Annotated in this window: 18 protein-coding genes; 10 read left to right on the top strand and 8 right to left on the bottom strand. The window is 72.9% G+C overall.

All coding sequences use genetic code 11. The annotated features are described in order from the left end of the window. Window positions 1–50: 50 nt before the first annotated feature. From BM430_RS07400 to BM430_RS07385, 4 genes are all read right to left on the bottom strand, one after another. Window positions 51–542, bottom strand: a complete 492-nt coding sequence (locus BM430_RS07400; RefSeq protein ID WP_093566599.1) for a cytochrome P460 family protein — start codon at window positions 540–542, stop codon at window positions 51–53. A gap of 22 nt (window positions 543–564) precedes the next feature. After that, window positions 565–1,590 carry an alpha/beta fold hydrolase gene (locus BM430_RS07395; RefSeq protein WP_093566598.1) on the bottom strand — a complete coding sequence of 342 codons (1,026 nt, stop codon included), beginning with the start codon at window positions 1,588–1,590 and terminating at the stop codon, window positions 565–567. 193 nt (window positions 1,591–1,783) lie between these two features. Next, window positions 1,784–3,076 (bottom strand): sensor histidine kinase, encoded by a 1,293-nt coding sequence (locus BM430_RS07390; RefSeq protein WP_244539364.1) that lies wholly within the window; start codon window positions 3,074–3,076, stop codon window positions 1,784–1,786. Beyond that, the gene (locus tag BM430_RS07385) at window positions 3,073–3,849 is read right to left on the bottom strand and encodes a response regulator (protein ID WP_093566596.1); all 777 of its coding nucleotides are present in this window, start codon (window positions 3,847–3,849) and stop codon (window positions 3,073–3,075) included. Before BM430_RS07385 ends, BM430_RS07390 begins: the two co-directional genes overlap by 4 nt. A 204-nt stretch (window positions 3,850–4,053) precedes the next feature. Here BM430_RS07385 and BM430_RS07380 point away from each other — a divergent pair, with 204 nt between their 5' ends. Continuing rightward, the gene (locus BM430_RS07380) at window positions 4,054–5,778 is read left to right on the top strand and encodes a redoxin family protein (protein WP_093566595.1); all 1,725 of its coding nucleotides are present in this window, start codon (window positions 4,054–4,056) and stop codon (window positions 5,776–5,778) included. Here the strand turns inward: BM430_RS07380 and BM430_RS07375 are convergent. Beyond that, complete coding sequence (locus BM430_RS07375) at window positions 5,757–6,704, bottom strand: LysR family transcriptional regulator (RefSeq protein WP_093566594.1); 948 nt, start codon at window positions 6,702–6,704, stop codon at window positions 5,757–5,759. The genes BM430_RS07380 and BM430_RS07375 overlap by 22 nt on opposite strands. 118 nt (window positions 6,705–6,822) lie before the next feature. On the opposite strand from BM430_RS07375, the gene BM430_RS07370 reads away from it, so the two are divergent. The 9 genes from BM430_RS07370 (at window position 6,823) to BM430_RS07330 (ending at window position 15,064) form a co-directional block, all read left to right on the top strand. Further along, window positions 6,823–7,128: a Dabb family protein gene (locus BM430_RS07370; RefSeq protein WP_093566593.1), complete on the top strand. Its 306-nt coding sequence runs from the start codon at window positions 6,823–6,825 to the stop codon at window positions 7,126–7,128. A gap of 2 nt (window positions 7,129–7,130) precedes the next feature. Then, entirely contained in the window at window positions 7,131–8,216 is a 1,086-nt protein-coding gene (locus BM430_RS07365) for a maleylacetate reductase (RefSeq protein WP_093566592.1), read from the top strand. Window positions 8,217–8,278: 62 nt separating this feature from the next. After that, window positions 8,279–9,142, top strand: a complete 864-nt coding sequence (locus BM430_RS07360; protein ID WP_093566591.1) for an intradiol ring-cleavage dioxygenase — start codon at window positions 8,279–8,281, stop codon at window positions 9,140–9,142. A gap of 85 nt (window positions 9,143–9,227) precedes the next feature. Beyond that, a complete protein-coding gene (locus BM430_RS07355) occupies window positions 9,228–10,511 on the top strand; it encodes an MFS transporter (RefSeq protein WP_093566590.1) in 1,284 nt (427 codons plus the stop codon). Between the two features lie 15 nt (window positions 10,512–10,526). Further along, window positions 10,527–11,411 (top strand): NAD(P)-dependent oxidoreductase, encoded by an 885-nt coding sequence (locus BM430_RS07350; protein ID WP_093566589.1) that lies wholly within the window; start codon window positions 10,527–10,529, stop codon window positions 11,409–11,411. Window positions 11,412–11,425: 14 nt separating this feature from the next. Continuing rightward, a complete protein-coding gene (locus BM430_RS07345; RefSeq protein ID WP_093566588.1) occupies window positions 11,426–11,725 on the top strand; it encodes a YciI family protein in 300 nt (99 codons plus the stop codon). A 72-nt stretch (window positions 11,726–11,797) separates the two neighbouring features. After that, window positions 11,798–12,370, top strand: coding sequence for an NADPH-dependent FMN reductase (locus BM430_RS07340; protein WP_093566587.1), 573 nt, complete (start codon window positions 11,798–11,800; stop codon window positions 12,368–12,370). Window positions 12,371–12,849: 479 nt separating this feature from the next. Next, the gene (locus BM430_RS07335) at window positions 12,850–13,716 is read left to right on the top strand and encodes a 2,3,4,5-tetrahydropyridine-2,6-dicarboxylate N-succinyltransferase (protein ID WP_244539363.1); all 867 of its coding nucleotides are present in this window, start codon (window positions 12,850–12,852) and stop codon (window positions 13,714–13,716) included. Between the two features lie 151 nt (window positions 13,717–13,867). Continuing rightward, window positions 13,868–15,064 carry a YbfB/YjiJ family MFS transporter gene (locus tag BM430_RS07330; protein WP_093566586.1) on the top strand — a complete coding sequence of 399 codons (1,197 nt, stop codon included), beginning with the start codon at window positions 13,868–13,870 and terminating at the stop codon, window positions 15,062–15,064. A 247-nt stretch (window positions 15,065–15,311) separates the two neighbouring features. Here BM430_RS07330 and BM430_RS07325 read toward each other — a convergent pair whose 3' ends face one another. The 3 genes from BM430_RS07325 to BM430_RS07315 all read right to left on the bottom strand — a co-directional run bounded on the left by BM430_RS07325 (window position 15,312) and on the right by BM430_RS07315 (window position 20,583). Continuing rightward, entirely contained in the window at window positions 15,312–18,047 is a 2,736-nt protein-coding gene (locus BM430_RS07325) for a bifunctional diguanylate cyclase/phosphodiesterase (RefSeq protein WP_093566585.1), read from the bottom strand. A 30-nt stretch (window positions 18,048–18,077) separates the two neighbouring features. After that, window positions 18,078–19,199, bottom strand: a complete 1,122-nt coding sequence (locus BM430_RS07320) for a TRAP transporter substrate-binding protein (protein ID WP_093566584.1) — start codon at window positions 19,197–19,199, stop codon at window positions 18,078–18,080. Window positions 19,200–19,644: 445 nt separating this feature from the next. Beyond that, on the bottom strand, window positions 19,645–20,583 hold the full coding sequence (locus BM430_RS07315) for a pirin family protein (protein ID WP_093566583.1): 939 nt from the start codon (window positions 20,581–20,583) through the stop codon (window positions 19,645–19,647). Window positions 20,584–20,754 lie beyond the last annotated feature (171 nt).

Below are 20,754 nucleotides of genomic sequence, written 5' to 3'. Positions count from 1 at the left end.
TGAGACAATCAAACAGGCTCCGACAAGTCTTGATCGCTCGCCGTCACACCTCACCGCGCATAGCGGGTGAAGACGAAGTCGCGCTCCTTCACCCGCGCTTCGTGGCAGGCGAAGCAGGTCTCGTGCTGGCCTGCATCGACCGGCTTGCCGTCGATGAAGCGGCCGAAGCCCCAGCCTCCGGTCGCGGGGTAGCGCAGCTCGTCCTTGACCATGACCTGCACGGTCGTGGCGGCGCCCGGCACCGTCGCCGTGTCGAAGTCGGGCGAGCGCGTGCGATGCCAGGCGAGCTTCACCAGGACGGCGCCGTCCGGGAACGGCAGCGTGCCATCGCGAAATGCCTTCGCCGCGAGGTCGTTGCCGACGACGGCCCGCAATTCGTCGAGCGGGGCGTCCTCGAGCGCCGGGGCGATCAGGCGCCAATCGCGAAAACCGTCCGGGACGGTGACGCCGTAGATCGGCGAGGCCGGCTTCGCCGCATCGTCGGCCGCCGCGCCCAGGCCGAGGCAGGCGGCGGCCAGGAGCAGAGCGGCCAGGAGCGGCATCGCCACGAGACGGGAGGGCCGGTCAGACGCCATCGACGTCCACCACGGCCTGCGCGAAGGCCTGCGGCGCCTCCTGGGGCAGGTTGTGCCCGATGCCGCCGGTGAGCGTGCGGTGCGCGTAGCGCCCGGTGAATTTCCTGGCGTAGGCGGCGGGATCGGGATGGGGCGCGCCGTTCGCGTCGCCCTCCAGGGTGATCGTCGGGACCGCGATGGTCGGGAAGGCGGCGAGCTTGCGCTCGGTCTCGTCGAACCGCGCCTCGCCCTGCGCCAGGCCGAGGCGCCAGCGGTAATTGTGGATCGAGACCGCGACGTGGTCGGGATTGTCGAAGGCCGGGGCCGAGCGGGCGAAGGTGGCGTCGTCGAACCGCCATCGCGGCGAGGCGAGCTCCCAGATCAGGCGGGCGAAGTCGCGGGTGTAGCGGTCGTAGCCCTCGCGCCCCCGCTCGGTGGCGAAGTAGAACTGGTACCACCATTGCAGCTCGGCCTTCGGCGGCAGCGGCATCGCGTTCGCCTGCTGGCTGCCGATGAGGTAGCCGCTCACCGAGACCAGGGCCCGGCACCGCGCCGGCCACAGGGCCGCGAGGATGCAGGCGGTGCGCGCGCCCCAATCGTAGCCCGCCACGAGCGTCCGCTCGATGCCGAGCGCGTCGAGGAAGGCGACCGCGTCGTGGGCGAGCGCCGCCTGCTGGCCGTTGCGCGGCGTCGCCTCCGAGAGGAAGCGGGTCGCGCCGTAGCCCCTGAGATAGGGGATCAGCACCCGGTAGCCCGCCCGCGCCAGCACCGGCGCGACCTCGGCGTAGGAGTGGATGTCGTAGGGCCAGCCGTGCAGGAGCAGGACCGGCCGGCCCTCCGCCGGGCCCGCCTCGGCATAGGCGACGTCGAGATCGCCGGCCCGGACCCGCTTCAGCGGACCGAACGACGCGGCGGAGTCCGGGGAGGCGACGCCCTGCGCCGCGGCCGGCAAGATCCCGGCGACCGTACCGGCGGCGAGCGCCGCGCCGAGTTGTCCGAGGAGCCGGCGGCGGGCCGGTTCGACTGCGTGATCCATGTGACGACCCCGATCAGGACGCGAACGAACCGGTCGTCCTCCCGACGAATCCCGGGCGACGGTCGTTGCCGCGTCGATGCCGGCACTAAGCCGCCGGTTGTTGTGCCGGATGTGTGCGCGAAGGTCGATTTTGTAAGCGCATGTACGGTGCGTGGATCGTGCCTCTCGGGTGCGGTGGGCCCCCGGCACCGCCTCAGCCGAGGGTGACCGTGGCGTCGAGCCCGCCGCCGTCGCGGTTGCGCAAGACGAGCCGGCCGCCGATCGCGGCGGCGAGCTGCTCGGCGATGGCGAGGCCGAGGCCGGTGCCGCCGGTGTCGCGGTTGCGCGATTCCTCCAGCCGCACGAAGGGCAGGAGCACCGCCGCGAGCTGGTCCGCCGGAATGCCGGGACCGCGATCGAGCACCGCGATGGCGATTCCACCCTCGCGCGCCGCAACCGCGATCTCCGCCGCGCCGGCGTAGCGCAACGCGTTGTCGATCAGGTTGGCGAGGATGCGCCGCAGGGCCTGCGGACGGGTGGTCACCGTGACGTCGGCGAGTGCGGTGACGGTCACGTCCCGCCCGCCATCCTGGTAGTCGAAGACGAGGCTCTCGACGAAGGCGCGCAGGTCCAGCCGGGCCGAGGGCTCGACGTCGCCGTGCACGCTGCGGGCATAGGCGATGCCCTCGCGCACCAGCACCTCGATCACGGCGAGGTCGCGGAGCAGCCGTTCCTGGTCGGGTCCCTCGGCACCGGTCTCGACCCGCAGACGCATCCGGGTGATCGGCGTCTGGAGGTCGTGGGAGATCGCCGCCAGGATGCGCACGCGCTCGTCGAGGTGGCGGCCGATGCGGGCCTGGAGCGCGTTGAAGGCCTTTCCCGCGCGGGCGACCTCGTCCGGCCCGCCTTCCGCGAAGCGGATCGCCGGCCGGCCGGGCTCGAGCCGGTCGGCGGCCTCGGCGAACCGGGTCAGCGGGCGCACCGCCAGCCGGACGGCGAGCCAGACGCAGGCCGCCAGAACGAGGAGCTGCACCGCCAGCGCGACCGGCAGCCACGACGCGACCGCGCGCCGCGCCGGCTGAACGTCGAGGGTCAGGGCCGCGCCGTCGGCGAGCACGACGTGCCCCTGCAGCTGCTCGACCGGCCCCGGCACCGCGTCGAAGCGCACGGAGAAGCGCGGCTCCAGGGCGGCGCGGATCTCGTCCGCGATCATCCGCGCCCGCTCGGTCAGGGCGGCGTCGCCCGGCGCGCCGGGGCCGAGCGCGTAGCGGTAGGTCGGCCGGTCGAGGAGCGGCAGCCACCCGGCCCGCTCAGGTGGAGGAAGCCGGTCGAGCAGGGCGACCGCGACGGCGACGTCGCGCTGGAGCGTCGTCAGCATCACCGCCCGCGCCGACTGGTCCCGCTCCAGCAGCATGATCGCGAAGGCGAGCCCCTGCCCGCACAGGAGCCCGGTGAGCAGGATCAGGAACAGCCGGCTGCGCAGGCTGCCGGGCAGGCACGCCCTCATCCCTCGCGCCCCTGCGCGATGACGCCCGGCCATTCGTCACGCGCCTGCGCGATGACGACCGGCATCGCCAGGACGTAGCCCTCGCTGCGCACGGTCTTGATGTAGGCCGGCTCGCGGGCGTCGTCGCGCAGGCGCTGGCGCAGGCGGCTGACGAGGAGGTCGATCGAACGGTCGAACAGCTCGGCCTCGCGGCCCTGGGTCAGGTTGAGGAGCTGGTCGCGGGAGAGCACGCGCTGGGGATGGTCGAGCAGGACGCGCAGCAGCCGGTACTCGGCGCCGCTCAAGGGCACCACCGTCCCGGCCGCGTCGATCAGGTGGCGGGCGGTGGTGTCGAGCCGCCAATCGCCGAAGGCGACGAGCCGGCCGGCCTCGGTCACCTGGAGGTTGGGCGGCAGCATCCGGGTGCGGCGCAGGACGGCCTTGATCCGGGCGAGCAGCTCGCGGGCCGAGAACGGCTTCACCAGGTAGTCGTCCGCGCCCATCTCCAGGCCGACGATCCGGTCGGTCTCGTCGCTGCGCGCCGTCAGCATCAGGACCGGCGTCGTCCGGTGCCGGCCCACCCGCAGCTCCCGGCACAGGACGAGGCCGTCGTCGCCCGGCATCATGATGTCGAGCACGACGAGGTCGACCCGGTCTGCGTCGAGGAAGGCGCGCATCTGCCGGCCGTCGGCGGCGAGGCTCACCCGCAGGCCGTTCTTCCGGAGATAGCCCGAGACCATCTCGCGGATGTCGCGGTCGTCGTCGACGACCAGCACGTGATCGATGTGCTCCACCGCCCCCTCCCACGCCCTCCCCCGGAATAGCCGGGTCGCGCCCCTCCGGCGAGCCGGTTCCGGTAACACCCTGTAGCGGACCGGGCCTCGCCCCGAGGCGGCGGCCCCGCAGCCGCTACAGACCGATACAAGGATGCGGTGCGCCGCACACGAGCGGGACATGCGGGGCTGGTGAGAAGGCTCCGAACCAAGCCGGAGCCGCCCGTGACCCTCGCCCTCGCCGCCTATCTCGCGGGCGTGCTGACCATCCTCAGCCCCTGCATCGTCCCGGTGCTGCCCTTCGTCCTCGCGCAGGGAGGCCGGCCGTTCCGCGCCGGCACGCTGCCGTTCCTCGTCGGCCTCGGCGCGGCCTTCGTCGCGGCGGCGGGGCTCGCCGCCGTCGGGGGCGCTGCCGTGGCGCGGTTCGGTACCGCCGGCCGTGTCCTGGCCTTCGGCCTGCTCGCGCTCTTCGCAATCTCGCTCCTGTCGCGGCGCGCCGCGGCGTGGCTGCACCGGCCGCTCGTGCGCCTCGGCGAGGTCCTGTCGCGGCGCGCAGCCGTCCCGGACGGCGCTTTGGGCTCGATCGGCCTCGGCGCCGCCACGGGCCTCCTGTGGACGCCCTGCGCCGGGCCGATCCTCGGCCTCGTCCTCACCGGCGCGGCCCTGAACGGGCCGGGCTGGCAGACGACGGCGCTGCTCGCCGCCTACGCGTCGGGCGCCGCCACGACGCTCGCCGTCGCGGCGCGGCTCGGCACTGCGCTCGCCGCCCGGTTCCGGCCGCATCTCGGGCTCGGCGAGGGGCTGCGCCGGATCGCCGGGGCCGCCCTGCTGGCGGGGCTCGGCGCCATCGCCCTCGGGGTCGATGCGGAGTGGCTGGCGCGCTATCCCGGAGCGGGCACGGTCGCCGCGGAGGACGCGCTCCTGGCGGCGTTGCGGATCGAGCCCGCCCGGGCCGATCCGGCCGAGGGCCCCACGCGCCGCGCGTGGCCGGTCGAGGGCCGACTGCCGAGCCTGTCGGACGCCACGGACTGGCTCAACGGCGCGCCGCAAACGGTCGAGGGCCTGCGGGGCCGGGTGGTGCTGGTCCATGTCTGGACCTCGTCCTGCATCAACTGCATCCGCACCCTCCCCTATCTGCGCGACTGGGCCGAACGGTACCGGGCGCAGGGTCTCGCGGTGATCGGCGTCCACGCGCCGGAATTCGCCTTCGAGCACGACGTCGGCACCGTCGCCGCGGCGATCCGGCGCTTCGCGCTGCCCTATCCGGTGGCGGTCGACAACGGGTTCCGGATCTGGCGCGGCCTGCGCAACGCCTACTGGCCGGCCCTGTACGTGGTCGACGCGGACGGCCGCATCCGCCACCATCAATACGGCGAGGGCGGCTACGACCGGTCCGAGGCCGCCATCCGGGACCTCCTGGCCGAGGCCGCGGGCCGGCGGGCCGCCGACGAGCCCGTGACGCGGCCGCGCGCCGCCGGCATCGAGGCCGCGCCGGATCTCGCCCATCTCGGATCCGCCGAGACCTATCTCGGCTCGGACAAGACCGAGAACTTCGCCTCGCCGGAAGGAATCTCGTCCGGTCCGCGGACCTACACCGCCGGCCGGCCGGGGCTGAACGCGTGGTCGCTGTTCGGCACCTGGGCCGTCGAACCCGAATATACCCGCCTCGCCGCGCCGGACGGGAGCGTGACCTACCGCTTCCGGGCCCGCGACCTCCACCTCGTCGCCGGGCCCGGACCGGACGGGCGGCCCGTCGGCTTCGAGGTGACCCTCGACGGCGCGCCGCCCGGGGCGGATCACGGCGTCGATGCCGGACCGGACGGCGCCGGCACCGTCTCGACGACGCGGCTGTACCAGCTCGTCCGCCAGTCCGGCCCGGTGCGCGAGCGCAGCTTCGCGATCCGCTTCCACCGTCCCGGCGTCCGGGTCTACGCCTTCACCTTCGGCTGAGGCGGCCACGTCGGCCCAGTCCAACGCCCGGAGAAGTCGTTGGCCTCGAACTCGGCGGCCACGAAGGCGATGAAGGACCGGACCTTGGCCGAGAGGTGCTTGCGGGTCGGGTAGGCGAAGTTGATCCGCAGCCGCGGCAGGTCCCAATCGTCGAGCACCGGCACGAGGCGCCCGGCCATGACGTCGTCGTGCACGATGTAGGTCGGCTGGACCAGGATGCCGTGGCCGTTCAGGGCCGCGGCGCGCAGGATCTGGCCGTCGTTCGATTCGAGCAGGCCGTGGGCCGGCACCCGCACCGTCTCGCCCCCGCGGGTGAAGCCGAGCTCGTTGGGGTTGTTGGCGTAGACGTAGAGCAGCAGGGCGTGGCCCGCGAGGTCTCGCGGATGGAGCGGCGTGCCGGCCTTGGCGAGGTAGGACGGGGCGGCCGTGAGGATGCGGCGGGTCTCGGCGAGGCGCCGGATCGTGATGGCGCGGTCGGGCTCGAACTCGCGGGTGCGGATCGCGACGTCGATCCCGGCATCGATCAGGTCGACGTAGCGGTTCGAGACTTCGACGTGGACGCGCACGTTCGGGTAGAGGGCGTGATAGGCCGGCAGCCGCGGCGCGATGTGCAGCAGCGCGAAGGAGAGCGAGGCGCTGACCCGGATGAGGCCGCTCGGATCGAGCGCCGCCCCGGTCAGCTCGGCCTCGCTGTCGGCCACCTCCGCCAGGATGCTGCGGGCGCGCACCAGGAGCTTGCCGCCCTCGTCGGTCAGCGAGAGGGTGCGGGTGCTGCGCCGCACCAGCAGCACGCCCAGGCGCTCCTCCAGGGCCGCGAGCGTGCGGCTCGCCGCGGCGATCGACAGCCCGCGGGCCTGCGCCGCCCCGCTGATGCTGCCGGTCTCGGCGACGGCCACGAACAGGTCGAGCTGGCCGAGGCGGTCCATTTTTCCGGATCCTGCAAAACTGATTCACGCGCAGACCATCTTATGCCTCGACAGCGGAAAACTTAACAATCGGGAAACGGGGCTGCCGCGGATCGGGCGCGGATCGGGATCGAGCCGGATGATCAAGCACATCGTGATGTGGCGGATGGCCGGGACCTCGCCGGCCGAGAAGGCGGGCAATGCCGAGCGGGTGCGCGCCGCCTTCGAGGGCCTGCGCGGCCGGATCCCAGGACTCCTCCACCTGGAGGTCGGCCTCGACGAGAGCCGGATCGACTACGCCTGCGACGTCGTCCTCTACACCGAGTTCGACAGCCAGGCGGCCCTCGACGCCTATCGCGACCATCCCGAGCACGGCCGGGTGCGGGCGGAGCTGGATGGCCTGCGGATCGGCCGGCACCAGGTCGACTACGCGGTGGGGGCCTGACGATGGACGCGTTCCGCTTCCCCGGCCTGCCGACCCGGGTGGTGTTCGGCCACGGCACCCTGGCAGACGTGCCGCGCGAGATGGAGGCCCTCGGCCGCTCCCGCGCGGTGGTGCTCGCGACGCCCGGCCAGCGGGGCCAGGCCACGGCGCTCGCCGGCCTCCTCGGCGAGCGCGCCGTCGGGGTGATCGCCGAGGCGGTGATGCACACGCCGGTCGCCGTGACCGAGGCGGCGGTGGCGCGGGTGCGGGCGCTGGACGCCGATTGCGTGATCGCCGTCGGGGGCGGCTCGACGACGGGGCTCGGCAAGGCGATCGCGCTGCGCACCGACCTCGACCAGATCGTGGTGCCGACGACCTATGCCGGCTCGGAGATGACGCCGATCCTCGGCGAGACCCGCGACGGGGCGGAGCCGGGCCAGCGGGCCAAGACGACGCAGAAATCGGAAAGAATCCTGCCGGAGGTGGTGGTCTACGACGTCGACCTCACCCTCGGCCTGCCCGCGGGCCTCTCGGCGACTTCGGGCCTCAACGCCGTCGCGCACGCGGTCGAGGCGCTCTACGCGCAGGACCGCAACCCGATCGTCTCGCTGATGGCCGAGGAGGCGATCCGGGCCCTCGCCCGGGCGCTCCCGATCATCGCGACGGCACCGCAGGACCGGGCGGCGCGGGCGGACGCGCTCTACGGCGCGTGGCTCGCCGGGGCCTGCCTCGGCACGGTCGGCATGGCGTTGCACCACAAGCTCTGCCACGTGCTCGGCGGCGCGTTCGATCTGCCGCACGCCGAGACCCACACGGTCGTGCTGCCCCACGCCGCGGCCTACAACGCCCCGGCCGCGCCCGAGGCCATGGCCCGGGTCGCCCGCGCGCTCGGCGCGGCGGACGCCGCCCAAGGTCTCTACGACCTCGCCGCCTCGCTCGGCGCGCCGACCTCGCTTGCGGCGATCGGCATGCCGGAGGCGGGGCTCGACCGCGCGGCCGAGGCGGCCGTGGCGAACCCGTACTGGAACCCGCGGGCGCTGGAGCGCGGGGCGATCCGGCGGCTGCTCGACGATGCCTTCCACGGGCGGCGTCCGAATTCCGACGTGTAAGATCTATGGGCGGGCGCGGGACAGCGCCCGAGCGGGAAACGCCCAGGACGGGAGAGGCGCCGATGCGCGACTTCAACGAGCACACCATCACGCAGGCCGTGGTCGACCGCTTCGCCGAGACGCCGGATCCGCGCCTGAAGGCGGTCCTGACGAGCCTCGTGCGCCACCTGCACGACTTCGTGCGCGACGTCGACCTGACCTTCGAGGAGTGGCAGGCCGGCATCGCCTTCCTGACCCGCACCGGGCAGACCTGCGACCAGCACCGGCAGGAATTCATCCTGCTCTCCGACACGCTCGGCGTCTCGATGCTGGTCGACGCCATCAACCACCGGATGCCCGAGGGCGCGACCGAGACCACGGTGCTCGGCCCCTTCTACGTCGAGGAGGCGCCCGAGCGGCCGAACGGCGCCGACATCGCCGGCCCGCTCGAGGGCACGCCGCTCCTCGTCACCGGCTCGGTCGCCTCCGCGGACGGACGGCCGCTCGCCGGCGCGACCGTCGACGTCTGGCACGCCGACGACGACGGGTCTTACGACGTGCAGCAGCTCGATGCGCTGGGCGGGCTCGCCGGCCGGGCGCGGTTCCGCACCGACGCGCAAGGCCGCTTCCACTTCTGGACCGTCATGCCGGCCTGGTACCCGATCCCCGCCGACGGGCCGGTCGGCGAGATGCTGAACGCCACCAGCCGCCACCCGAACCGCCCGGCGCACGTGCACTTCATGATCGCGGCGCCCGGCCACGAGACGCTGATCACCCACGTCTTCGCCTCCGACAGCCCGTGGCTCGAATCGGACGCGGTGTTCGGGGTCAAGACCTCGCTGATCGCGGACTTCGCCGAGCATCCGGCGGGGCCGGCGCCGGACGGGCGGGCGATGGAGCGGCCCTTCCGGCACCTGTCCTACGATTTTGGCCTGAAGGCCGCCTGACCGCTTCGACCTTACGGGGCCGAGACCCGGACGAAGACCCCGGCGAACGGGGCCGTCGCCACCATCCACCAGGGAGGACACCACCATGAGCGAGGCAACGACCGGCGCCGTCGGCGCCGTCCCGGCCGAGGGCCGGGGAAGCTGGATCTCGGAGCTCGGGCCGAAGGAGAAGCGGACGCTCGGCGCCTGCGTCGGCGGCTGGGCGCTCGACGCGATGGACGTCCAGCTCTACAGCTTCGTGATCCCGACGCTGATCGCGACCTGGGGCGTGACCCGGGCCGAGGCCGGGGCGCTCGGCACCGCGGCGCTGCTCACCTCGGCCATCGGCGGCTGGCTCGCGGGCTTCCTCGCCGACCGCTGGGGGCGGGTGCGCACGCTGCAGATCGCGATCCTGTGGTTTGCCGGCTTCACCTTCCTGTCGGGCCTCGCGCAGAGCTTCGAGCAGCTCTTCGTCGCCCGCGCGCTGATGGGCCTCGGCTTCGGCGGCGAGTGGGCGGCGGGCGCGGTCCTGCTCGGCGAGACCATCCGGCCGGAGCATCGCGGCAAGGCCCTCGGCACCATGCAGTCGGGCTGGGCCATCGGCTGGGGCGCGGCAGCGCTCCTCTACACCCTGTTCTTCTCGCTCCTGCCGCCCGAGACGGCGTGGCGCGCCCTGTTCTTCGTCGGCATCGCGCCCGCGATCCTGGTGTTCTTCCTGCGCCGCTACATCGAGGAGCCGGACGTCTACCGGGAGTCGCAGGCGCGGATCGCCGAGACCGGCGACAAGCCCTCCTTCTTCGAGATCTTCCAGCCGCCGCTCCTGCGCATCACCTTCCTCGGCGCGCTGATGAGCACGGGGGCGCAGGGCGGCTACTTCGCGGTGACGACCTGGCTGCCGACCTTCCTGCGCACCGAGCGCGGCCTCTCGGTGATGAATTCCGGCGGCTACCTCGCGGTGCTGATCGTCGGCTCGTTCTTCGGCTACCTCGCGGGCGCCTACCTCGCCGACCGGATCGGCCGGCGCGCCACCTTCCTGGTCTTCGCGATCGGGGCGGGCGTGGTGGTGACGACCTACACGATGGTGCCCTTCGGCGACGCCGCGATGCTGGTGCTCGGCTTCCCCCTCGGCTTCTTCGCGTCCGGCGTGTTCAGCGCCATGGGGGCGTTCTTCACCGAGCAGTTCCCGACCCGGGTGCGCGGCGTCGGCCAGGGCTTCGCCTACAATTTCGGCCGGGCGATCGGGGCGGTGTTCCCGACGCTGGTCGGAGTGATGTCGACCTCGATGCCGCTCGGCCAAGCGATCGGGCTGTTCGCGGCCGCCGCCTACGCCACCATGGCGGTCGCGGCGTTCCTCCTGCCCGAGACCAAGGGCAAGGCCCTGACGGCCTGAACGGGAGAGCAGCAGATGCAGACCGGCTGGATCGGCCTCGGCAAACTCGGCGCGCCCATGGCACGTCACTTGGCGCGCCACCTCGTGGCGGCGGGGCAGCCCCTCCTCGCCCTCGACCGCGATCCCGGCCGGCTCGCCGCCGTGCCGGGGGCGGAGGCCGCCCCCCTCGACCGGATCGCGGCCTGCGGCGTCGTGATCACGAGCCTGCCCGACGACGCGAGCCTTCGCGCCGTCACCCTCGGCACCGAGGGGCTCCTGTCCCGGATGGCGCGGGACGCCGTGCTCGTCGAGACCAGCACCGTGTCGCCGGAGACGAGCGCGGCTTTGCGGGAGGCGGCCGAGGCGCGGGGCGTCCTCACCCTCGCGGCGCCCGTCTCGGGCTCGACCGCGACCGCGGAGGCCGCCGCCCTGACCCTGTTCTGCTCCGGGCCGGAGGCGGCCCTGGAGCGGGTCAGCCCGCTGCTCTCGACCTTCGCCCGCACCATCCTGGCGGTCGGCGCGGGCGAGGAGGCGCGCTACCTCAAGCTCGCGATCAACCACTTCGTCGGCTCGACGGCGCAGATCGCCGCCGAGGCGCTGACCCTCGCCCGCAAGGGCGGGGTCGCCTGGGAGACGGTCCTGGCGGTGCTCGGCTCCTCCGTCGCCGCCTCGCCGCTCGTCGCCTACAAGCTCGATCCCCTGCGGCGGCGCGACTTCGCCCCCGCCTTCTCGATCGCCCAGATGCTCAAGGACATGAGCCTCGCGGTGGCGGCCGGCGAGGCGTCCGGCGTCGCGATGCCGGTGGCGGCGCTGGTGCGCGACCTCTACGCCGAGCAGACCGGCACCGACCTGCGCGACCTCGACTTCTTCGCCGCCCTCCTCGCCGCCGAGCGCCGCGCCGGCCTCGGCGAGCCCGCGTGACCGGGAGACACAGGATGCCCCACTACGCCCTCCACGCCCTCGACCATGACGGCGCGCTCGACCGGCGGCTCGCCCATTACGAGGCGCACAAGGCCTATCTCGGCGGGCCGCTCCCGGTGCGGATCGTGGTGTCGGGTCCGCTCCTCGCCGAGGACGGCGAGACCATGATCGGCAGCCTGTTCATCGTCGAGGCGCCCGACCGGGCCGCGGTGGATGCCTTCCACGCCGCCGACCCGTTCAAGGCGGCGGGGATCTGGGCCCGGGTCGAGATCACGGCGTTCCGGATGCGCCAAGTCGCGCTGGCGCAGGACTAGGCGCGCTGGCGCAGGACTAGGATGCCTGGCGCCGGCGGCGCCGATCGCACACGCTCCCGAGGAACCGCAACGATGTCCCTGGTTCTCCATACCGTCGTCTGCAGCACGCGCCCGGGCCGGGTCGGCCTGCCCGTCGCCCGGTGGTTCGACGAGGTCGCGCGGCAGAACGGCCGGTTCGACGCCCGCCTCGTCGATCTGGCCGAGTTCGCCCTGCCGATCTACGACGAGCCGAAGCACCCCGTGCTCCAGCAATACGCGCACGATCACACCCGGCGCTGGAGCGCGAGCGTCGCGGCGGCGGACGCGTTCGTCTTCGTCATGCCGGAATACAATTACGGCCCGCCGCCGTCGCTGCTGAACGCCCTGAACTACGTCTACAAGGAGTGGAACTACAAGCCGGCCGCCTTCGTCAGCTATGGCGGCGTCTCGGGCGGCCTGCGCGCCGTCCAGCTCGCCAAGCAGACCCTGACGACGCTCAAGATGGTCCCGATCGTCGAGGCGGTCGCGGTCCAGATGGTCGCCCAGCACGTGAAGGACGGGGCGTTCTCGCAGCTCGAGGTGCACCAGACCTCCGCGACGGCCCTGCTGAACGAGCTGCATCGCTGGGCCGAGGCGCTGACGGCCCTGCGCCGGCCGGCGGCGTAAGGGCGCCGGGCACGCGGCGCGAGGCCGAAGCCCTGACGTCCAACTGGCAAGAATACCGGTCGGGCAGCCGCAGGGCTGGCCGAGGAGACGGAGAGGCGCGCGCCTGTTCCTATCCCCGGACAGTCCTGCCGTTAGTCCCTTGGCAGCCGAGACTCCGGCTCGCGATGTCCCGTTTCGTGCCCATGGCGGCAGCGATCGATCCGGGACCAGACCCCAGCTTCCGCCTCGCGCTCCGTGCCGGTCGCCGCGCCGCATCCCGAGCCGAGAAGCACGGCCGCACGGCCGGCAGACCTTGCATTGACATGTCTCCGGACGGTCCGACCTCGCGGGACCCCGACGCCCCTCCCCGCCCGCATCGTTAACCAACCTTTAAAGAACGGATCGAAATCGGCAGAATTTGCCGCCTCCGCCCCCGTCGCTGTCATGACGAATGCGAACACCGATGTTAGGAATTTAGTAACGATCCAGGGGCCGCCGCCATGACCATGCATCTCGTCAACAACCAGGACGCCGTCGATCTCGCGCAGATCATCAACGATGCATGGGCGCATCCCGAGCAGTTGTATATCGGCATGGAAGGGCCGGTCCGCGCGGCGGTGACCGAGGCGATGGCCCGGCTCGACGACGGCACCCTGCGCGTCGCCGAGAAGGTCGACGGCACCTGGCGCGTCAACGAGTGGCTGATCAACGCCCTGATGGTCGCCTCCCATATCGGCGACTACTCGCTGGTCGAGGGCGGCCCCGGGGCGGCGTGCTGGTGGGACAAGGAGCACTCGAAATTCGCCGGCTGGGGCGAGGCGCAGTTCCGGGCCGCCGCCTTCCGGGCCCTGCCGGGCTGCTTCGTGCGCTACAGCGCGCACGTCGCCCGCAAGGTCGTGCTGCTGCCGAGCTTCGTCAGCTGGGGCGCGCGCGTCGACGAGGGCACGATGATCGACTCGTGGGCCACCGTCGGCTCCTGCGCCCAGGTCGGCCGCAACGTCCACATCTCGGCCGGCGTCGTCCTCGGCGGGGTGATCGAGCCGCGCCAGGTGCGCCCGGTCGTCATCGAGGACGATTGCTTCGTCGGCGCGCAGTGCAGCGTCGTCGAGGGGATGATCGTCGGCGAGGGCTCGGTCATCGGCGCCGGCACCATCCTGTCCGCTTCGACCAAGATCATCGACCGGGCGACCGGCGAGGTATTCCGCGGCGCGGTGCCGCCCTACTCCGTGGTGGTGCCGGGCTCGCTGCCGGGCCAGCCGCTGGCCGACGGCTCGCCGGGTCCGCTCCTGCACTGCGCCGTGATCGTCAAGCGCGTCGACGCCAAGACCCGCGCCAAGGCCTGCGTGAACGACCTGTTCCGGGCGTGATCGCGGCGACCGGGCCCCGATACCGGGCCCCGGTCGCCATGCCGCGCCCCGGTATCGGGGCCCGGTCGCGATGCCGCGCCCCGGCACCGGGGCCCGGTCGCGACGATCGGATCCGCAGCAACGCGGTTCTCCTTCGAGACGAGGCTCCCGCATGCCGGCTCAGACGATCCACCCCCTCCGCCTCGCCGTGGGCGGGCTCATCGCCCTCGCGGTCGCGATGGGGATCGGCCGCTTCTCCTACACGCCGATCCTGCCGGCGATGGCCGCCGACCTCGCGCTGACCAAGGCGCAAGGGGGCCTCCTGGCCTCGGCGAACCTGCTCGGCTACCTCGTCGGCGCGCTCGGGGCGGCGCTGCCGGCCTTGCGCGGCTCGCCGCGGCGCTGGTTCGTCGCATCGCTCGCCGCGAGCGCCGTGAGCACGATCCTGATGGCGGCCGCGGGCGACGTTCCGACCTTCCTGGCGCTCCGGTTCGTCGGCGGCGTGGCGAGCGCCTTCGTGCTCGTCTTCGCCTCGACGGTGATCCTCGACCGGCTCGCCGCGATGGGGCGGTCCGGGCTGTCCTCGCTGCATTTCGCCGGGATCGGGGCCGGCATCGTCCTCTCGGCGCTCCTCGTGAACGCGGCCGGGGCGCTCGGCGCCGACTGGCGCGGCGCCTGGCTGGCGGTCGGGCTGACCGCGCTCCTCGCCACGCCGGTGGTCGGCGCGCTCGTGCCGCCGGAGACCAGCGCCGCCGCCCCGGCCGCGGAGCGGGGCGGCTTTACCCTCGACCGGCCGCTCGTCGCGCTCCTCGCCTCCTACTTCCTCTTCGGCCTCGGCTACGTCACCACCGCGACCTTCCTGGTGACGATCGTCCGGGGCATGCCCGACCTGCGGCCCTTCGAATCGGTCATCTGGCTCGTCGTCGGCGTCTCGGCGGTTCCCTCGGTGGCGTCGTGGACCTGGCTGAGCCGCCGGATCGGCGTCGTGCCGACGCTGGGCCTGGCGCTGGCCGCCGAGGCCGTCGGCGTCGTCGGCAGCGTCGTGGCGACCGGCGTCGGCGGCGCGGTCGTGGCGGCGGCGCTCCTCGGCGGGACCTTCGTGCCGATCACGGCGCTCGGGATCATGGCCGCCCGGTCCCTGGCCGGGGCCCGCCGGCGCCAGGTCGTCGCGGTGATGACCGCCTCGTTCGGCCTCGGCTCGATCATCGCGCCGACGATCGCCGGGGCGCTGGCCGATCTCACGGGCAGCTTCGTGCTGCCGAGCTTCCTCGCCGCCGGCGCGCTCGCCCTCGCGGGCCTCCTCGCCCTCGCGGCCGAGCCGCGCCGGGCCGCCGGCCCGCGCGCCCTGCCCCAGGCGAGCGGTGCGTGAGAGACCGTTTGATCGGTCTCTCCGGACATTTCATCCTCTGCGTCATTCCGGGGCCGCGCAGCGGAGCCCGGAATCCAGAACCGCGGATGGATGAAGAAAAAGGCGGGATGCGTGCCGCTCTATTCTATCCCGCCTGAGCGTCTGGGCGTGCCTGCGGCACTCCGGGCTCCGCTGCGCGGCCCCGGAATGACATGCAGGGTGGCAACTCCGTGGTCTACCATCGAACGAGCCCCGGAACAGCGGGGTTTCAGCCCGCAGCCCGGACACCCGCCTGACCGCGGACCGAGCCTCCAGGCTTGTCGAACGCCGCCGCCACCGCCTCCAGCACCCGCAGGATCGGCTGGGGCCGCCCGAGCAGGTAGCCCTGGACCTGCGTGCAGCCGGCCTCGCGCACGAGGGCGAGCTGGCGGGCGGTCTCGACGCCCTCCGCCGTGGTGCACATGCCGAGCTCGGTCGCGAGGCCGGCCAGCGCCTTGACGATCGCCGCGCTGTCGGCCCGCTCGGGCATGTCCTGGACGAAGGAGCGGTCGATCTTGATCTTGTCGAGCGGGAAATGGTGCAGGTGGCTCAGCGACGAGTAGCCGGTGCCGAAATCGTCGAGCACGATCCGCACCCCGAGGGCCCGCAGCCCCTCGAGCGATTTCCTGTTCTCGTATCCCTTGGTGAACAGGGCCGTCTCGGTGATCTCCAGTTCCAGGCGGTTCGGGTCGAGGCCGGTCTCGGCGAGGATGCCGGTGACGTCGGCGACGATGGTGGCGCTGGCGAGCTGCAGCGGCGAGAGGTTGACGGCGATTCTCAGGCCCCGGGGCAGCACGGCGAAATCGGCGCAGGCCCGGCGCAGGACCCAGGCGCCGATCTCGACGATCAGCCCGGTCTCCTCGGCGATCGGCACGAACACGGCCGGGCTCACCGCCCCGCGCTCCGGATGGTGCCAGCGCAGCAGCGCCTCGTAGCCGCACAGGGCATCCGCCGCGATGTCGTAGATCGGCTGGTAGGCCAGTTCGAGCTGGTGGTTCGCGAGCGCGACCCGCAGGTCGGCCTCGATCTCGAGACGCTCGCGCAGCCGCGCCCCCATATCCTCCGCGAAGAGGCAGGCGGTGCCGCGGCCGGCGGCCTTCGCCTGGTAGAGCGCGAGATCGGCGTGCTTGAGCAGCGTGTCGCCGTCGAGGTCGCCCGCGGCCGCGACCGCGATGCCGACGCTCGCGCCGGTGACGACCGCGTGGCCGAACACGTCGAAGGGCCGGCGCATCTCCGCGATGAGGTGCCGGCTCAGCGCCTCCGCCTCGGCCGGCAGGTCGGGCGAGGCGCAGATCAGCGCGAACTCGTCGCCGCCGAGCCGGGCCACGATCCGGCTGTGGCCGGTGCAGGCCCGCAGGCGCTCCGCCACCAGGCGCAGCAGCTCGTCGCCGGCCGGGTGCCCCAGCGTGTCGTTGACGTCCTTGAAGCGGTCGAGGTCGAGGTACAGGACCGCGACGCCGTCCTGCCCCGGGGCCGGCCGCAGGGCCGCCTCGAGCTCGCTGCGGAACAGGACCCGGTTCGGCAGCCGGGTCAGGGGATCGTGATGGGCGAGGAAGCGGATCCGGCTCTCGCGCTCGCTCAGGATCGCGTTCTGCCGCATCGCCTCCTCGGCGGCCTCGTTGGCGCGCTGGTTGGCGGCGGCGAGGTCCGCGAGGGTCTCGCGCATCGCCGTGATGTCGGTGCGGATGCCGACGGTGCAGCCGTCGGCCGTGCGGCGCTCGGTGATCAGCAGCCACTGCCCGCCGGGCAGCTGGCGCTCGACCGTGCCGCTGCAGGCGCGATGCCAGGCGACCGTCTCGCGCACGAACTCGTCGATGCGCCCCTCCGCCTGCGGGTACTGCCCGACCTCGGCGCCCTGGCGGATGACGTCCTCGAAGCGCGCGCCCTTGACGATGAAGGGCGCGCTCGCGGCGTAGAGGTCGCAGTAGCGCTGGTTCCAGGTCACGAGGCGGTCGTTCTCGTCCCACATGACGAAGCCGTCCGACATCGCCTCGATCGCGTTCGTCAGGACCATGTTGGCGCGGGTGCGCTCGGCGTCGAGGCGCTCGCGCCCGCGCAGGGCAACGAGGAGCGCCACCGCGAAGGCGGTGATCAGGACCGCCCCGGCGCCCGTCGTCGCGAGCAGCCGCAGGCGGTCGCGGCGCCCGTCCGCCAGGGCAACGTCCTGCGGGACGGTGAGCCCGACGAAGATGGTGCCGTACAGGGTCGGCCGGACGACCGCGAAGGACGGGCCGGCTTCGCCGGTCCCGGGCAGGTCGAAGGTGCGCCCGTCGGCCCGCTGGCCGTCGAGGCTCAGGGCCTGCACCCGGCCCATATTCACCTCGTCGTGCGGCAGGCTGGCGATCAGCTGGCCGCCCCGGCGCTGCAGCGCGACGCGGACGCCCGGCTGGAGACCGGTCTCGGCGAGCCCCCTTGTGAGGACCGGCAGCGGCACCTCCGCGACGGCGAGGATCTCCCCGGCCTGCGGCAGCTGGGTGAGGCGCCCGACATAGAGCGACCAGTCGCCGGTGACCGGGTTGCGCACCGGCCCGAAGATCGCGCTCGAACCGGTCGTCCGGGTCTGGTTGAACTCGGCCATGCCGAACGGGAGCGGCCGGCCGGCCCCCCGCTGCCGGGTCGCCGCCCAGACCGTCCCGTCGGCCCGCACGAGGTAGAGGTCGCGGAAGGCCAGGGTCTGGAAGTTCAGGCCGCGCAGGAGCTGGGTCGCGGCGGCCGGCGTGATCGCGGCGCCGGACCCCGAGCCGGCGAACAGGGCGGGCAGGCTGGCGAGCGCCCCGTCGACCTGCAGCACCTGACGGTTGAACGCCGCCTCGACCGCCTGGGCCGAGCGCTCGAGGCCGGCCCGCGCCGCCTGCCGGGCGGTCCGGTCGGCATTGTGCAGCAGCAGCGCCGTGCCGGCCGCCAGCAGCAGCAGGATGAGGGTCGTTCCGGCGGCGATCGCCAGCTTGATTCTGCGCCACATCATCAGTCGCCAACCGCCGTCCGAACCACAGCCCTACTCCGCCTTCGCCGTGACCCCGAGCGCGGGCTTCAGCGTCTCGTTCCAGATCCCGACGCAGGCCTCGCCGCAGCGCTCGATCCAGCGCGGCAGCACCGTTTCGGTGAGGAGGCGCTGGCGGCGCTCGGCGTCGCGCGGGGAGAGCGGCACGAGCGTCATCGCCTTGCGGGGTGCCCCCGGGCAGGCCGTCTGGGTGGCGCAGGCCAGGCCGCGGGCGGTGTCGTCCTCCGCCTGCTTCCAGATGCGCTGCTCCAGGTCGGCCACGCCCCGGCGCACCTCGTCGCGCAGGTCCGCCGGGAGCGCCCGCCACGCCGCGATGTTGGCGCCGAAGAACGACATGCCCCAGCTGATCGCCATGGCGTGGACGTGGGTCGCGACGCCGGAGAGGCCGATCTCGTAGCCGCTCAGCGTCCCGGTGATCGCGCAATCGGCGACGCCGTCGCGGAGCGCCGCCACCGTCTCGGCGAACGGGATGATGACCGGCATCGCGCCGAGGGCGGCCATCAGCTCGGACTGGCCCACCGACGAGGTCCGGATGCGCCGGCCCGCCAGGTCGGCGAGACCCTCGAACTTGCGGGTGCAGAACAGGACCTGCGCCGGATAGGCGTAGATGCCGAGGAGCTCGATGCCGTAGCGCTCGCGCAGCACCTCGCGCAGGTGCTCGCGGTAATGCCCGACATTCTGCCGCAGGGCCGTCATGTCGGGGTTGAGCGCCGGCAGGTCGACGGCGTTGAGCTCGGGCTCGTCGCCGGCCGCCACGGCGAGGAGCGCCGTGCCGAACGGCACGACGCCGAGCCGCATCAGCTGGAGCATGTCCTCGCCGCGCAGGCCGCTCTCGTTGAACGGGCGGATGCTCACCGTGAGGCGGCCGCCCGTGCGCTCGCCGATCTCGGTCTGCCAGAACGGCTGTTCGAGCTGCCGGTACTGGCTCACGCCGGCGAGCCCGCCGACCACCGTCAGGCGCACCGGCTCGCCGGCCCGGGCCCCGGGCAGGCCCAGGACCAGGACCACCGCCGCGGCCAGGGCCGTCAGGCACGCCGCCACCCGTCCCCGCCGCCGGAACCGGTGGCGGGTCGGGCGCGCAGATCCCGCGCACCTCGGGATGGGTGGCTCGGCCATCGGCTGGGCTCCTCGCCGGGCTCCTGCCCCGCGGCATCGATCATCGTCCCAGTATCCATGCGACACGTTATGATTTCGCTAACCGACCATTGTCACCTGAACTTCCACCGGCCGCCGCTCTGCGTTCAGTCGCGCATCGATTTGAGTAAATTCGTTATGCCTTGCAGGCCCCACCTCTCTCGATTTCTGGGGCGTCGCGTCAGATCGCGGATAGTTGGCGCGCGATGATTTGGCGCCGTCGCCAACGATGTGCTGGTGCGGCCAGGCATTGATCTTCGCCGCCGCGCGGTGGCCGCCCCGCTCCGATCGCTCATCGTCTAGGACTCGACGCCTATGGCACGGCATCGTCATGTCGAGTCGGATGGCGCGGGACGGCTCGGCGAGCGGTCTCCGCCTGGTTTCCGGGCATCGGGGTCCGGCGATTCCGGCCCCCGACGCCGCGCTCTCACGGATAGCGTACCGGCGGCGGGTCCTCGGGCAGGGGGATGAACTCGGCGTCGTTCGGCACCGTGTCGAACCGGCCCTGGCGCCAATCCTCCTTGGCCTGGGCGATCCGCTCGGGCCGAGAGGAGACGAAGTTCCACCACAGGTGCCGCGGCCCGTCCATCGGCTCGCCGCCCAGCACCATGAAGCGCGAATCCTCCGTCGCCCGCACGCTGATCCGGTCGCCGGGGCGGAAGACCAGGAGCTGGCCGGGACCGAAGCCGTCGCCGGCGATCTCGATCGCGCCCGACACCGTGTAGATCGCCCGCTCGTCGTAATCGGGATCGAGGGGCAGGACGGCGCCAGCCTGGAGCGTCACGTCGGCGTAGACCATCGGGGTCGAGGTCCGCACGGCCGAGCGCGCGCCATAGGCCTCGCCGGCGATCAGCCGGATGGTCTTGCCCTCACCTGAGACGATCGGCAGCGCGGCGGCGTCGTAATGCTCGAAGGCCGGGGCGGTCTCCTCGTCCCGCGCCGACAGGGCGACCCAGCTCTGGAGGCCGAACAGCCGCGAGCCGGTCTGCCGCAGGGCGCTGCCGGTGCGCTCCGAATGGGTGATGCCGCGCCCCGCCGTCATCCAGTTCAGCTCGCCCGGACGGATCGGCAATTCGGTGCCGAGGCTGTCGCGGTGCATGATCTCGCCGTCGAACAGGTAGGTGACGGTGGACAGCCCGATATGCGGATGGGGCCGAACGTCCATGCCCTGGCCGAGCAGAAATTCCGACGGGCCCATCTGGTCGAAGAAGATGAAGGGCCCGACCATCCGGCACTGGGTCGAGGGCAGCGCGCGGCGCACCGCGAACGAGCCGAGGTCGCGCGAGCGCGGCACGATCAGGGTCTGGATTGCGTCGCAGCTGAAACGGTCGCCCGGGACCGGGTCGTCGGCACTGTGCCAGCTCATCGTCATCCTCCTCGAACCAGGGCGCCGTAGCGATGCCGGCGCGTCCGCAGGTCTGCATCCTGCGGCCGGGCCGGCCGCTTGAAAACGGAAACGATCGAAACACATCGTTTCGACTTGCACGATGCCGGGCGCAGCCTGCCGCAACGTCATGCAAGCCTCGCGCAATCCCGC

The organism is Methylobacterium sp. 174MFSha1.1 (assembly GCF_900116815.1).
GTDB lineage: Bacteria > Pseudomonadota > Alphaproteobacteria > Rhizobiales > Beijerinckiaceae > Methylobacterium.
This window is presented reverse-complemented; position numbering and strand designations above follow the sequence as displayed.